Origin of the sequence: Candidatus Binatus sp. (assembly GCF_030646925.1) — a bacterium.
GTDB lineage: Bacteria > Desulfobacterota > Binatia > Binatales > Binataceae > Binatus.
The window spans coordinates 112,323-124,738 of the sequence record NZ_JAUSKL010000124.1 but is presented as its reverse complement, the minus strand read 5'-3'; the positions used below and the strand labels follow the sequence as shown (position 1 = coordinate 124,738).

12 protein-coding genes and 1 pseudogene are annotated in these 12,416 nt (G+C 62.3%); 5 read left to right on the top strand and 8 right to left on the bottom strand.

What is annotated here, in order from left to right; genetic code table 11:
• Positions 1-261: 261 nt before the first annotated feature.
• From Q7S58_RS22395 to Q7S58_RS21675, 3 genes and pseudogenes are all read left to right on the top strand, one after another.
• Positions 262-360: pseudogene (locus Q7S58_RS22395) on the top strand (zinc ribbon domain-containing protein); the annotation flags it as partial.
• A gap of 338 nt (positions 361-698) precedes the next feature.
• The gene (locus Q7S58_RS21680; RefSeq protein WP_304830944.1) at positions 699-1,865 is read left to right on the top strand and encodes a M20 family metallopeptidase; all 1,167 of its coding nucleotides are present in this window, start codon (positions 699-701) and stop codon (positions 1,863-1,865) included.
• 248 nt (positions 1,866-2,113) lie between these two features.
• Positions 2,114-2,938, top strand: a complete 825-nt coding sequence (locus Q7S58_RS21675; protein WP_304830942.1) for a HAMP domain-containing sensor histidine kinase — start codon at positions 2,114-2,116, stop codon at positions 2,936-2,938.
• A gap of 63 nt (positions 2,939-3,001) precedes the next feature.
• On the opposite strand, the gene lexA is transcribed toward Q7S58_RS21675, so the two are convergent.
• Positions 3,002-3,610 carry a transcriptional repressor LexA gene (gene lexA, locus Q7S58_RS21670; protein ID WP_304830940.1) on the bottom strand — a complete coding sequence of 203 codons (609 nt, stop codon included), beginning with the start codon at positions 3,608-3,610 and terminating at the stop codon, positions 3,002-3,004.
• A 147-nt stretch (positions 3,611-3,757) separates the two neighbouring features.
• On the opposite strand from lexA, the gene Q7S58_RS21665 reads away from it, so the two are divergent.
• Both Q7S58_RS21665 and Q7S58_RS21660 read left to right on the top strand, forming a co-directional pair.
• Positions 3,758-4,132, top strand: coding sequence for a 2Fe-2S iron-sulfur cluster-binding protein (locus Q7S58_RS21665; protein WP_304830938.1), 375 nt, complete (start codon positions 3,758-3,760; stop codon positions 4,130-4,132).
• A complete protein-coding gene (locus Q7S58_RS21660) occupies positions 4,129-4,854 on the top strand; it encodes a ferredoxin--NADP reductase (RefSeq protein WP_304830937.1) in 726 nt (241 codons plus the stop codon). Before Q7S58_RS21665 ends, Q7S58_RS21660 begins: the two co-directional genes overlap by 4 nt.
• A gap of 3 nt (positions 4,855-4,857) precedes the next feature.
• On the opposite strand, the gene Q7S58_RS21655 is transcribed toward Q7S58_RS21660, so the two are convergent.
• The 7 genes from Q7S58_RS21655 to thiL form a co-directional block, all read right to left on the bottom strand.
• Entirely contained in the window at positions 4,858-5,790 is a 933-nt protein-coding gene (locus Q7S58_RS21655; protein ID WP_304830934.1) for an alpha/beta hydrolase, read from the bottom strand.
• Between the two features lie 89 nt (positions 5,791-5,879).
• Complete coding sequence (locus tag Q7S58_RS21650; RefSeq protein ID WP_304830932.1) at positions 5,880-6,749, bottom strand: hypothetical protein; 870 nt, start codon at positions 6,747-6,749, stop codon at positions 5,880-5,882.
• Complete coding sequence (locus Q7S58_RS21645; RefSeq protein ID WP_304830930.1) at positions 6,746-8,068, bottom strand: AarF/ABC1/UbiB kinase family protein; 1,323 nt, start codon at positions 8,066-8,068, stop codon at positions 6,746-6,748. The genes Q7S58_RS21650 and Q7S58_RS21645 overlap by 4 nt, the downstream gene beginning before the upstream one ends.
• The gene (gene larB, locus Q7S58_RS21640) at positions 8,068-8,838 is read right to left on the bottom strand and encodes a nickel pincer cofactor biosynthesis protein LarB (protein ID WP_304830928.1); all 771 of its coding nucleotides are present in this window, start codon (positions 8,836-8,838) and stop codon (positions 8,068-8,070) included. Before larB ends, Q7S58_RS21645 begins: the two co-directional genes overlap by 1 nt.
• Positions 8,835-10,121, bottom strand: coding sequence for a hemolysin family protein (locus Q7S58_RS21635; RefSeq protein WP_304830926.1), 1,287 nt, complete (start codon positions 10,119-10,121; stop codon positions 8,835-8,837). The genes larB and Q7S58_RS21635 overlap by 4 nt, the downstream gene beginning before the upstream one ends.
• A complete protein-coding gene (locus tag Q7S58_RS21630; protein WP_304830924.1) occupies positions 10,118-11,335 on the bottom strand; it encodes a hemolysin family protein in 1,218 nt (405 codons plus the stop codon). The genes Q7S58_RS21635 and Q7S58_RS21630 overlap by 4 nt, the downstream gene beginning before the upstream one ends.
• Before the next feature lie 13 nt (positions 11,336-11,348).
• Positions 11,349-12,356: a thiamine-phosphate kinase gene (thiL, locus tag Q7S58_RS21625; RefSeq protein WP_304830922.1), complete on the bottom strand. Its 1,008-nt coding sequence runs from the start codon at positions 12,354-12,356 to the stop codon at positions 11,349-11,351.
• Positions 12,357-12,416: the final 60 nt, after the last annotated feature.

The following is a 12,416-nucleotide window of genomic DNA, read 5'->3' as shown; positions in this document are numbered from 1 at the left end:
GAGTACGCGCAAGGCAAAATCGAAAAGGGCGAGCCGGTGCCCGAGATGCTGACGATGCCGCCGACTCGAATCCGTCCGTAAAGAATGTGTTGAGCTGGGCCGCCGTTGAGATCGTTCGGCGCGGTCCAGTTGTCCGTTTCCGCCTAACCCACCAATCCGAATTCTCGATCCGCCGCCAAATGACATGGCGGCACGCTAGCTCGTTTCGGGCGGTGGGTGATACAAGAAGGTCCGTTCGTTTGGTTGCCCGGGGGTGCATCGATGCGCTGCTCGAAATGCGCGACCAACAATCCCTCGACCAATAAATTCTGCGCGCAGTGCGGGAATGCGCTCGTCAAACTCTGCTCAAAATGTAAAGCGGAAAATCCGCCGGCTATGGTGCAAAGCCTCCGCAGCTTCGCGCGACGACCTGCCTCGCACGATTGCTCCGCGATACCGGCCGCAGTGAGGAAGCGCGCGCGATGCTCGCGGAAATCTACGGCTGGTTCACCGAGGGCTTCGACACCGCCGACCTGAAAGACGCGAAGTCACTGCTCGACGAACTAAACGCATAGCATCCGCATTCAAGCGGAGATTGCGCTCCCTCGCGGTGCTCCTCGCGTCTATCATCGGACTCCGACGCGATCTTTTCTGGCTTGGATAATCGGCGCGAGCGGTGCTAGTTGAGCGTCTGGCGCACCAGCCGCTGGAGAATTCCAATGGACGCACATGCCGAGATTTGCCGCGCGATCGATAGCTACCGCGACCGGGTCGTCGCGCTGAGCCATGAGATTCATGAGCATCCCGAGCTCAAGTTCGAGGAGCATTACGCCGCCGATTTGCTGACCCGCGCGGGCGCCGAACTGGGCCTCGAGATGCAGCGCGGCGTCGGCGGGCTCAAGACCGCGTTCCGCGCCGAGTTCGGCAATCAGGGACCTACAATCGCGATTCTCGCCGAGTACGACGCGCTGCCGAATGGGCATTCGTGCGGACACAATCTGATCGCGGGCGCGGCTCTCGCCGCGGTGCAGGGACTCAAGAACATCGCCGGCAAACTGCCCGGGCGAATCGTATTTCTGGGCACGCCGGCCGAGGAAGGCGGCGGCGGAAAAATCACGCTGATCGACAAGGGCGCGCTGAACGGCGTCGATGCGGCCATGATGGCGCATCCCACGGACGTCGAGTTCAGCACGATGCCGGCGCTCGCCACGCAGCATCTGAAGTTAACGTTCCACGGACGCGCGGCTCACGCGGCCGCCGCACCATGGGACGGATCGAGTGCGCTCGCAGCGGTTATCCAGACTTTTCAGAGCGTCGATGCGATGCGGCTGCATCTGCGCGACGGCTCGCGCCTGCACGGCATCATCACCAACGGCGGACAGGCGGTGAATATCGTGCCGGAAAAGACCGAGTGCCTGTTCCTGGCGCGCGCGCGCACCAGCCGCTACGCACATGAGATCGGCGCGCGGGTGATTCGATGCGGCGAAGCGGCGGCGATGGCGACCGGTACGCGACTCGCGCATGAAATCGAGGGCGGCTACAAAAACATGATCAACAATATGAGCATCGCCAGCCGCTACTCGGCGCATACCGAGGCGCTCGGCGTACGATGCCCCGAGGCGCCCGAAGACATGCCGACCGGCAGCACCGACATGGGCGACGTGAGCCACGTGATGCCGGCGATTCATCCCGTCTTTGCGATCTCGAAACGGGGCGAAGGCAATTGCCACGAAGACGCATTCGTCAAGCACGCCGATTCCGAGCACGGCTACGCGGCGATGATGCGGGTGGCGAAGGCGATGGCAATGACGGCTTACGATCTGCTGGCGGAGCCGGAGTTGCTGGCCTCGAGCAAACGGGAATTTGCGGCGCGCAAGGAAAGTTGAGAGAAAGATCGCGCTCGGAGAAATGCCGAGCGCGACATAAAGTGTGTCAGAATCCAGCCGAGCCGGAGAATCGGCTAGGACTTCTTCAGACGCAAACTAGGTACTTTTTCCCCCTCGTTCGGGCGGTTTTCCCAATAGAGACACATCGGGGCGCACCCTATCGTAGGTAGTCGTTGGTTCGCATTTCTGGGGTGTGATGCGAAAGATGGAGCGGAGGTGATTGCGGGCGCGACGAAAGAGAGGCGACCGTGTCGAATTTCGTCAATGTGCCAGAGAGCGACGATGCGCGCTGCTATAGTGGTCTGCAACCCTCATTCGAACTGAATCCGCCGCATCCGTGGGACCACGGCTTGCGGCTGGAGGCGCTCGCAAATCTCGCCCACGAACTACGCTCACCGATGCAGGTTCTGTTGGGCTACCTCGACATCATATGCGATGAGCTGGCGGATTCCCTGGACGAACGCCAGAAGCACATCTTCGAGCGGATGAACGTCAACGCGCTCGACCTCGCGCAGACAGTCGAGAACGTGATGGAATTCGCGGCCGACGAACACACCGAGCGATGGACCAACGAAGAGATCAGGATCCGCGAACTAGTCGCGGAACTCACGCCAGCGCTTGATGCGGCGAACAGCGACAAGGGCCTCAAGGTAATCTTTGATCTGGAGCGGTCGCCCACTGTCTTTCGGTCAAGCCGCCACGCAATCAAGGCGATCCTGATGAACCTCGCGCTGAATGGAATCAAATTCACCGCCAGAGGTACCGTGACAATATCGATCAGTTGCGGGACGTCGGGCGAACACGAGCCAATCCTCGAGATCAGGGTTAGCGACACCGGACCGGGCATGGACGCTGCGTCGATCGCGCAAGCATTCGACGTATGCTCGCAGCTTTCGAATACGAGCGAGCGAGCTCATCGCGGGATGGGTCTCGGGCTCGCGGTGGTGCGGCGCAATGCGATCGCGCTGAATGGGACCGTCAGGGTGCATTCGGTGCTCAGAGAGGGATCTACTTTTCTTGTGACCATACCGTTGCAGGGGCAGTCGCCGCGCTGTCCTATTCGCGCGCTCTAGGGCAGGGTACGGGTCAGCAAGTGACGCAACTCTCTCGGCGTCGCAAGCGAAATCGAAAACAACTCAGCGGTAGTGGCGCATCAGGCCGACGACGACGCCGCGAATCGCGAGGTCGCCTTCGCCGACCATGATGGGCTGCATTGCAGAGTTCGCCGGCTGCAAGCGAATCTGGCCGCCTGACTCGCGGTAGAACTTCTTGACCGTCGCTTCATCGCCGATCAACGCCACCACCGTCTCGCCATTGTCGGCCGTGTCGCGCCCTTCGACGATGATATAGTCGCCATCACGAATTCCGTCTTCGATCATCGAGTCGCCCTTCACGCGCAGGCAGAACGTATTGTCGTGGCGGATGAATTCGTCCGGCACGGCGATCGTCTCGCTGCCCTCGATCGCCTCGATCGGAGCGCCGGCGGCAACCGTGCCCAGCAGTTTCAGCACCCTCGACTCAGGAGGGCGTTCCGCGGCGGCGACTTCGAGCGCGCGGCTGTGATTGTGCTTGCGGGTGATGAAGCCCTTCTTCTCGAGATTGTGCAGATGCTTATGCACCGTCGCGAGCGAGGACAATCCGAAGTACGCGCCGACTTCCGCCAGAGTCGGAGCGTACCCGTGATCGCTGATATATTGATTGAGGTAGTCGATTAATTGCTTTTGCCGCTTGGTTAGTGTCGCCACTGTAGAGTTCCCCCTTGGCGCGCGCGCCGTTAGCAAGGAACCATGATGGCGAAAATCGGGCGAAAGTGCAACTGCAAAATCGACCTGACGGGAGACACAGTTTCGCCATCTCCGCGCAACTAATACTGTGAACTGTACAGATCCGAAATGGCTAAACTGCGAATTCAGTACGAGAACGGCGACCCTGAGCGCGTTATCGAGTTCGATCCGGCGAAAGCGCCGTTTCATCATGACGGCAAACCCGGCTCGATCCTCGACGTGATGCTCGGCCACAAGCTGCATCTCGAGCACGCTTGCGGCGGCAATTGCGCCTGCACGACCTGTCACGTGATCGTCAAGCAGGGCTTCAACAAGCTGGGCGAGGCGAGCGAACAGGAAGAGGACTTGCTCGACAAGGCGCCGGGACTGACGCCGAGCTCGCGGCTCGGATGCCAGGCGGTGATCGAAGATCCTGACGCGGAAATCACCGTGCTGATTCCGCGCTACACGATCAACCAGGTCAGTGAGGCGGTCGAGGAATGAGCGGCGCGCAGCCGGCGGGGGGCCGCGCGAAGCTGATGGCGCGCGTGGAGCGAATTTTCGATCACGCCTCCGACACGCGATCGCTGTTTCTCGCGCGCGTCGATGGAGCGCGGCTCCGATTTGCACCGGGTCATTTCATTTCGATCACGATCCCGCTGGGTGACGAAGTTCGCACGCGGCCGTACACGATCGCGTCGAGTCCCGGGGAGGGCGCGAGCTTCGAGATTTGCTTCAACCGCGTGCCTGGCGGGCGCGGCGTCGCGTGGCTATTCGAGCGGCGCGTCGGCGATACGTTCGAATTCGCGGGCCCGTTCGGCGCCTTCACGATGGAAAAGGCGCCGCCAGTCGAAGTCGGCTTGATCGCGGAAGGCACCGCGATCGCTCCGATCCGGCCGATGCTGAAACGCGCGCTCGCGTCGGAATCGATCCCGAAAATGCATCTGATTTACGCGGCGCCGGATGAAGAGCACCTCCTTTATCGAACTGAACTCGACGCGTTTGCGCAAAGCCAGCGTGACTTCACGTTCGAGCCGGTGATCGCGCCGTCGGAATCGATCGAGGATCGATTGTTCGAACTTGCGCAGCGACGCTGGGTGGATGCCGACGCCGATCGCACGCGCCAGTTCTACATCTGCGGCGTCGGCAAGATCGTCACCGCACTGCGCGATCTGTTGCGCGGCGCCGGCTACGAACGCCGCGCAGTGCATTACGAGCAGTGGTGACGCTTACCTGCTGAATACTTTGCGGAGCGCCGCCGCCGACTCGTCGATCGCCTGCTTGCCCTTGTCCAGCGCGTCGTACATCGAGACGAATCCGTGCACCATCCCCTGGTAGCGCGACACGGTGACGGGCACGCCGGCTTTGCGAAGTTTTTCGCCATAGGCCTCGCCCTCGTCGCGCAGCGGATCGAACTCGGCGGTGATGATCAGCGCAGGCGGAAGGCCCTTGAAGCTCTTCGCGAGCGCGGGCGCGACGCGCGGATCCTTGCGATCGGCGGGGCCGCGCAAGTAATGCGCCCAGAACCACAGGATGTCGTCCGTGGTGAGAAAATAATCGGTGAACATCTTGTGCGACTGAGTATCGAGTTCGGCCTCGGTTGCGGGATATATCAGCAACTGAAAAGCGATCTTCGGGCCGCCGGCGTCGCGCGCGAGCTGCGCGATCACGGCCGACAAATTGCCGCCCGCGCTGTCGCCGCCGACCGCCAGCCGATTCGGATCGACGTTGAGTTCGCTCGCGTGTTCGGCGACCCATTTCGTCGCGGCGAAGCAATCTTCGACGCCGGCCGGAAATTTATTCTCCGGCGCGCGGCGATAATCGACCGACACCGTTACGCATCCGGCCTTGTTGGTTAGCAATCGGCAGGGCGCATCGTGCGAATCGAGATCGCAGATGACCCATCCGCCGCCGTGGAAAAAAACCAGTACCGGAAACGGTCCGGGGCCTTCGGGCGTGTAAACGCGAATCGGAATCGAGCCGGCGGGTGCCGGAATTTTGCGATTTTCGATCTTGTGTACTTGCTCGAGCCGGTCGGCGGGAAGTTTGAACATGCCGCCTGAGACGCGGCGCGCGTCGGCTGCGGACAGTGTATGCAGTTTGGGCCCGTTCAGCGCCGCGATTTGATCCATCAAGGTTTTGACTTGCGGGTCGAGTGGCATAACTTCCTCCGATTGCGAATGTCTCGCTTCGAATCGCCGATTGTAATTCTGGTTTAGATCGGAACTGCGGCTCGCGACAAGCGAAACTTTCAGTCGAGGAATCGCGCGAGGAGAGTGACTGGGCCGGTGTGGCCATCGATCCGCACGCCGCGCTTGAGGATCCCTTCGCGCTCGAGACGCCGAGCGGCGCTCTCGATCAACGACCCATCGATACCCAACGTGCGCGCAATTGCGCGCTCGGCGCCATAGGCGGCGATTTCGAAGTAGCGCCGCACGATCGCGTACGCGGCCTGGTTGCGAGTCAGCGAACGCGCCTCGGCGATCGCGTCGGGCCATCGATGCTCGAGCGTGTCCCAGACATAGCTGAACGGTTCGTAGCGTTCTTCGACCTTGAGCGCGAGAAACTTTTCCTGCAACTCGCGCATCGCGCGATCGAATTCCGCTCGCCGCGACGGTTGCGCGAATCCGCACGAGAGCTTGAGTACCCGGGTCTCGGCGGCGCCGCGTTTTGCGAGCACGTCCATCACGAGTTTGGCGCATTGCGAGAGTCCGCCGCGCGCGTAGATTTTTCGATGGCCGCCGGGCTCGACGCGAAGCTTGAGAAAAGCGGCCAGCAAATCGCGCGAGACGAAGCCGGGGCGGCCGGAAATTACTTTGCCGTAGTAAACCAGCCGGCGCTCCGGCAGCGCGTCCTTGATTCGCCACGCCATCCCGATCGCGTAGTCGTGTTGAATATGCTCGGGCATCGCGGGTTCGCGCGCGCCGGCGATCGCCTCGCGCAGACACGGCAGGTCCATGCCGGCGGTGAAGCCGGTGCAGAATCCGACTTCGTCGATAAATCTGAGCGCGCTTTTTTCGCCGGTGACGCGCCGCGACGGGACGCGGCGGAAGCGATGATCGCGATGGCGTTCGAGCGCGTCGAGCAGCGTGGATTCGCGAACCGCCGCGGCCGAACTCATTTTGGAATCCGATCGATGCACTGCTTGAAGATTCGACGATAGTTGGTTTTGACGCCGAGACCGCGGGTGATTCCTTCAAGCCCGATCAGCGCGCGAATCAGGAACACGCTATGCGCAGGCGATTTGTAAAGGCGATTGCCGAGCGCGATTTCGCCGACCTTCGATGCTTTCGCGACCGCATCGTATTCCAGCGGATCGAAGTCGCGATCAGTCATCATCGGCTCGAACAGGATATGGATCACCTCGACCATCGGCGCCGGATCCTGCTCGCGATCGAGGTAGCCAAGCTTGATCATGCCGGCGGCGAGCAACTTGTCGTCGCCGCTGACGATCGCGCGGGCGACCTGCAGATTGGCTTTGCGCACCGGCTCCGGAAAGCGCCGAATCGACCCGAAATCGAGCACGCCCATCCGCGGATGATGGCTGACCACATAATTGCCCGGATGGAAATCGGTGTGCAGCACGCCGAACTCGAGGATCTGCCGCCACGCAAAAGCGTGCATCTTGTGCGCGACCCATTCGCGCAGTTCGAGATCGACCCCATCGCCCATCACGTCGGCGAGCGGATAGCCATCGACGTAGGTCATCGTAAGCACGCGGCGGGAACTCAACTCCTTCAGGCAGCGCGGGATAACGATCTCATCGTCGTCTTCGAGGCGGCGCTTGAATTCGGTCATGTTGCGCGCTTCGTTCACGTAATCGAGTTCCTCGCGCAGCCGCTGCTCGAGTTCCTTGTAGATCGCACCCGTGTCGATTTCCTGGCGCATCACGTCATGCCCGAGCGCCTGCAGCGTTCGCAGCAACAGTTTCAGATTGCCGAGATCCTGCTCGACGGTATCCTCGACGCCGGGATACTGAACCTTCACGGCGACTTCGATACCGTCGCGGGTGATCGCGCGATGCACCTGGCCGAGCGATGCGGCGGCGAATGCGGTCTGATCGAAACTCCTGAACAGCGCTTCGGGACGTTTGCCGATTTCGCGGAGAATCTGCTCGGAGATGGTCGAGTAGCTCATCGGCGGGACGTTCGATTGCGTCGCGCGCAGCACGTCGAGCGCCTCGCCGGGCAGCAAATCCTGGCGCATCGAGAGCATCTGGATGAGCTTCATGAACGCGCCGCGCAGTTGCTGCGAGCCTTCGACGACGCGGCGCGCGTTGCGGATGTGCGTTTCGAGCAGTTCGCGCTCGCGCGCGGGCGCGCTCAGAAAAGGCCGCCGCAATTGATTCCACAAGTAGCTGGAGCCCACTTGCGAGGCGAGTTCGCCCATCTTCATCGCGCGCCGCGCGCGGCCGCTGGTGAGTGAGGTCCGCTTCGGCATCAGAGCAGATCGCGCGCAATTCCCACGCGGTTCATCAGGGTCGCGGCCAGCGCCGCGCCGAAGCCATTGTCGATATTCACCACCGTGACGCCGCTGGCGCACGAATTTAGCATCCCGAGCAGCGCCGCGATTCCGCCGAACGACGCGCCATAGCCGACGCTGGTCGGCACCGCGATCACCGGCTTATCGATCAATCCCGCGACTACCGACGGCAGCGCGCCTTCCATCCCGGCGACGACGATCAGCACGCTCGCCGCGCGAATCAGGTCGAGGTGATGCGTCAGCCGATGCAGGCCGGCGACGCCGACGTCGTACACACGCTCGACGCGATTGCCGAACAGTTCCGCGCACAGCGCCGCTTCCTCGGCGACCGGCAGATCGGAGGTGCCGGCGCTGACGACCATGATCGCGCCATGTCCCGACGGCTCGACGCGATCCTTGATCAGCGCGCCAACGCGCGCGCCGGCGTGATACTCGAGGCCGCGCAGCTTGCGCTTGATCGCGCTCGCCTTGTCGGCGGAGAGCCGCGTGATGATCAGGTTGTTGCCGGAATCGGCCAGGCGTTGGCCGATGATCGCCAACTGCCCGGCGGTTTTGCCTTCGCCGTAAACCGCTTCGGGCACGCCGCGCCTGAGGCTGCGATGGCGATCGAGCTTGGCGAATCCGAGATCCTGGAACGGCAAATCGCGCAGATTTTTGAGGGCCGCGCTGGCCGAGAGTTGGCCCGCCGCCACGCCGTCGAGAATTTCGCGAATCCGCTTCTCGGTCATCGTCGCTTCATGAGTTCGGCGCGCAGTGGATTGGTCAGCGTGACCATCAATTCGCGAACGGCGCGAGCGTCACTGCGCGTGACGGTAATGATCAGATCGCCGATACTCAATTTTTCACCAGGCTTGGGAATATGGCCGAGCTGCTCCACCACCAGTCCGCCGATGGTAGCATACTCGTCCGCTTCCGGCAGTTTGAGGCCGAAGTGATCGTTGAGTTCGGCGATCGGCGCCCGGCCCATCACCGAGATGACGCGCGCGTTCACCACCTTGGCGAGCTCCTCGCCGAGATCGTGCTCGTCCTCGATCTCGCCGACGATTTCCTCGAGCAGATCTTCCAGCGTGAGGATGCCGGCGGAACCGCCGTACTCATCGACGATTACGGCGAGATTTTCCCCGGTGCGCTGCATCGCCACCAACGCTTCATCGAGCGGCATCGACTCGGGGAAATAACTGACCGGGCGCATCACGTCGCTGACCGGGCGGGTCAAATCTGGCGCCTGCAACAAATCAAAGACGTGAATGACGCCGACGATATCCGTGATGCGGTGGCGAAAGACAGGAATGCGGCTGAAGCCCTCGCGGCGCACGGTTTCAATCGCGGACGCGAGCGTGGTTTCCTCCGGCACCGCGTCCACGCGCACCAACGGCACCATCGCCTTGCGCGCGTCGGCGCGCGAAAAGCGGAACAGCCGGCTGATCATCTGCTGCTCGGCGGGCAGGATGGCGTCGTGCGAGGGCGCGTGGGAATCGGAGTGGCGGCGGCGCATCAATCGCGCAAGATCGTCGCGGCTGAAGAATACGCTTTCGGTATCGCGCGGCACTCCGGCGAGACGCCGCAGCATCCGGCTCATCAACGTCGCGGCGATCAGGAACGGCGCCAGCAGAGTCGAGAGAAATCGCAGCGGGCGCGCGGCGAGTCGCGCGAAGCGATGAGGATTTCTGAGCGCGAGCAATTTTGGAATCGACTCGCCAAGCAGCAGCACCAGCGGCGTCAGAATAAAGGGCGCGAGGTAATCGAGATGGGGGCCGAGGCGATGCAGGTAGTTGGTCAGCAGCACCGCCGAGACGACGGTGGCGAGATTGGTGCCGGACAGGGTCAAGGCCAGCAGCCGATCGCGATTTATGAGCATAGTGCCGAGCACGGTCGATCGCTGGTCGCCGGTCTCGCTTTCGGCGCGCAACTTGAAGTCGTCGGCGGAGACCAGCGCAATTTCAGACGCCGCGAAAAATGCCTGCACCAGGAGGCACACGAGCAGCGCGAGTATCAGCACAATCCCGGTCATTGCTGGAGCCTCGCGAGCTCGACGGCGGCGCCGCGCACGCGCTCGACCGTCACGTTGAATTCGCCGAGCTTGAGTTTCTCGCCGGCGCGCGGCACGCGGCCGAGGCGCCGCAGGATCAGGCTGCTCAAGGTTTTGCCGCCGCCGTAAACGTCGATAATTCGCGCCGGCGCGACCGCGTCGGCGAGTTTGCCGAGCGAAATCGCGCCCGACACGGTCCATTCGCGATCGGTGATCCGGGTCAGGTCCGGAATTTCGAGATCGAACTCGTCGCGAATCTCGCCGAACAATTCCTCGAGCAGATCTTCGAGCGTCACCAGGCCGAACAGGCGTCCGTACTCGTTGACCACCAGCGCAATCTGAAAATGCCCGCGGCGCATCTCGTCGAACAAATCGGCGAGCGCCTTGCCGGGCGGAATGAAATACGCGGGACGCACCAGGCGCTCGATCCGCGGCGGAGCGGCTTCGAGACGCCGCGCCACCAGATCCTTGGCGTGCAGGATGCCAATGATGTTGTCCGGACTGCTGCGATAGACCGGCACGCGCGAGAAACTCTCGTGGGCGATTTCAGAAACCAGTTGCGCCGCTGGCGTTTCGATATCGATCGTGAAAATCCGGTCGCGCGGCGTCATCACCTCGGACGCGCGGCGCGCCCCGAAATCGAAAATCCGATGAATCAGCGCGCGCTCCTCCGGCTGAACCTGGCCCTGATCCTCGCCGAGCCTCAGCAACGCCTTGAACTCCGCCTCCGAAACCGGTTCCGGCTTCGGCGCTGCCTCGACCGGCGCGAAGAGGCGCGCGACGGGCTGAACCAAATTGACCAGCACCGCCAATGGACGGGCCGTGAGCCACGCGATCACTCCCGGAAATCCGAGCGCGAAAGTCTTGGGCGTGATATCGCAGAACAGCAAGACAATCAGGAACATCGTGGGCGCGGCGACGTAGGGACCGAGCCTGTCGCCGAGCCAGGCAAGCAGAAAAATCGTGGCGAGGCATTCGGCAAAAATGTTGCACGCCTCATTCAATCCGATCACGACCACCAGCGATTCAAGCGGCTGGCGCATCAATCGTTCGATCGCATTCTGCACCGAAGTGCCGAGTTGCTCGCGCGTGTGTTCGAGGCGGGTGAGCGAAAAGATCGCAGTTTCGGACGCCGCCAGCAAACCGCTTAGCAGAATCAGAATCATGACCGCGACTGGCAGTAGCAGGATCATCATGGCAATTCAGTCACTAGTCTAATCGTTTGAGCGGCGAAGACCGTAACTGATCCCATCCGGCGCCGTGCTTTGAAAGATCCGGTTGAAGCGAACCAATCACTTCGAGCCGCTTTTGTCGCGTGATGCGCCCGATGCGCCGAACTGGCGCCCGCAAGCGGCGCGTCAGTTCCGATTCCCGATAGCCCGGCCGCAAACAAAAGAGCAGCTCATAATCTTCGCCGCCGCTGAATGCGTAAGAAATATCGTCGCCCATCACGGCGCGATAGGCGGGAGAGAGCGGAATGCTCGACGCATCGATCTCCGCGCCGACGCGGCTGCGTTCGAGGATGTGGCCGAGGTCCTGCAGAAGTCCGTCGCTTATATCAATCGCCGAAGGTGTGGGATCGATCGCGGCAAGGCGCTGTCCGGCGCGAAGGCGATTGGGCGGCCGGAAAAATCTATCCACCAGATAGGAACGCGCAACCCCGCGGGCCGTGAGCTCTCCGGATAGCAAGCGCCATCCGAGCGCGGCGTCGCCCAAGGCGCCGGTGACAAAAATTTCGTCGCCAGGCCGCGCGCTATCGCGCCGCATCGCGGCGCCGCCCGTGACTTCGCCGAGCAGCGCGATCGTGATCGACAAATCGCTCGCGCGCGTGATGTTGCCGCCGACGATATCGACGCCTGCTTCATGCGCCGAATTTCTGAGTCCCGCGTAGATGCGGTCGAGAGTCCTTTGGCCGACGCCGTCGCGAACCGCGAGATTGACGACGCACGCGGTTGGACTTCCGCCCATCGCGGCGATGTCGCTGAGATTCACCGCGAGCGAACGCGCGCCGAGCAGCGCAGGTCGTCCCCAGCGCAAGTCGAAATGAACGCCCTCGACCATCGAATCCACGGTGAGAAGCAAATTCCGCCGCGAAGCGGAAATGATCGCGCAATCGTCGCCGGGGCCGAGAATGGTTCTGCGGCCGAGGCGAATACCGGCGCACAAACGCGAGATCAGTTCGAATTCGCCGAGTTGTTTGTGAGAGCGTGACGCCAATCGCGCGGGCGGCCGGGAGTAGTTAACGAAGTTCGTGAGAATGTTTGCTCGTCCGGTCCC

What these genes read in the sequence shown, in the direction of transcription:
- Q7S58_RS21655 (WP_304830934.1), bottom strand. Translation starts at nt 5,790, where the DNA reads ATGCCACTCGACCCGCAAGTCAAAACCTTGATGGATCAAATCGCGGCG.
- Q7S58_RS21665 (WP_304830938.1), top strand. Translation starts at nt 3,758, where the DNA reads ATGGCTAAACTGCGAATTCAGTACGAGAACGGCGACCCTGAGCGCGTT.
- Q7S58_RS21650 (WP_304830932.1), bottom strand. Translation starts at nt 6,749, where the DNA reads ATGAGTTCGGCCGCGGCGGTTCGCGAATCCACGCTGCTCGACGCGCTC.
- Q7S58_RS21630 (WP_304830924.1), bottom strand. Translation starts at nt 11,335, where the DNA reads ATGATGATCCTGCTACTGCCAGTCGCGGTCATGATTCTGATTCTGCTA.
- Q7S58_RS21645 (WP_304830930.1), bottom strand. Translation starts at nt 8,068, where the DNA reads ATGCCGAAGCGGACCTCACTCACCAGCGGCCGCGCGCGGCGCGCGATG.
- larB (WP_304830928.1), bottom strand. Translation starts at nt 8,838, where the DNA reads ATGACCGAGAAGCGGATTCGCGAAATTCTCGACGGCGTGGCGGCGGGC.
- Q7S58_RS21635 (WP_304830926.1), bottom strand. Translation starts at nt 10,121, where the DNA reads ATGACCGGGATTGTGCTGATACTCGCGCTGCTCGTGTGCCTCCTGGTG.
- Q7S58_RS21660 (WP_304830937.1), top strand. Translation starts at nt 4,129, where the DNA reads ATGAGCGGCGCGCAGCCGGCGGGGGGCCGCGCGAAGCTGATGGCGCGC.
- Q7S58_RS21680 (WP_304830944.1), top strand. Translation starts at nt 699, where the DNA reads ATGGACGCACATGCCGAGATTTGCCGCGCGATCGATAGCTACCGCGAC.